1 pseudogene is annotated in these 356 nt (G+C 61.0%); it reads left to right on the top strand.

Annotated elements, in window-relative coordinates:
* Positions 1-310: pseudogene (locus tag ALO43_RS24160) on the top strand (phosphodiesterase); the annotation flags it as partial.
* Positions 311-356 lie beyond the last annotated feature (46 nt).

Raw genomic sequence — 356 nt, 5'->3', positions numbered from 1 at the left:
TCACTGCATCGACGCCTATCGCTGTGAAAGGGGCGAGCGGCTGGCCGAGGTGGTCTCCAGATACCCGGCTGTCGAGCGAATCGTCTGCGGTCATATTCATCGTTTCATGCAGCTGCGCTTTGGCGGCACGCTGATGTGTACGGCCCCGAGCACGACGACGGCCATTGCCTTGCAACTGCGCCCGGATGCTGCCGACGCTTCCTATGTCGAGCCTCCCGCGCTGTTGCTGCACCACTGGAAGGCCGACACCGGTCTTATTACCCACTGGGTGCCGATAGGCCGTTTCGAGGGGCCTTTTGACTTCGCTTGAACCGACATATGAGCCTGGCAACCATGCGCTGTCAGGCCACTTGTTC

The organism is Pseudomonas tremae, assembly GCF_001401155.1.
Taxonomy (GTDB): Bacteria; Pseudomonadota; Gammaproteobacteria; order Pseudomonadales; family Pseudomonadaceae; genus Aquipseudomonas; species Aquipseudomonas tremae.
The sequence above is the reverse complement of the archived record's forward strand: the minus strand, read 5'-3'. Positions and strand labels throughout refer to the sequence as shown.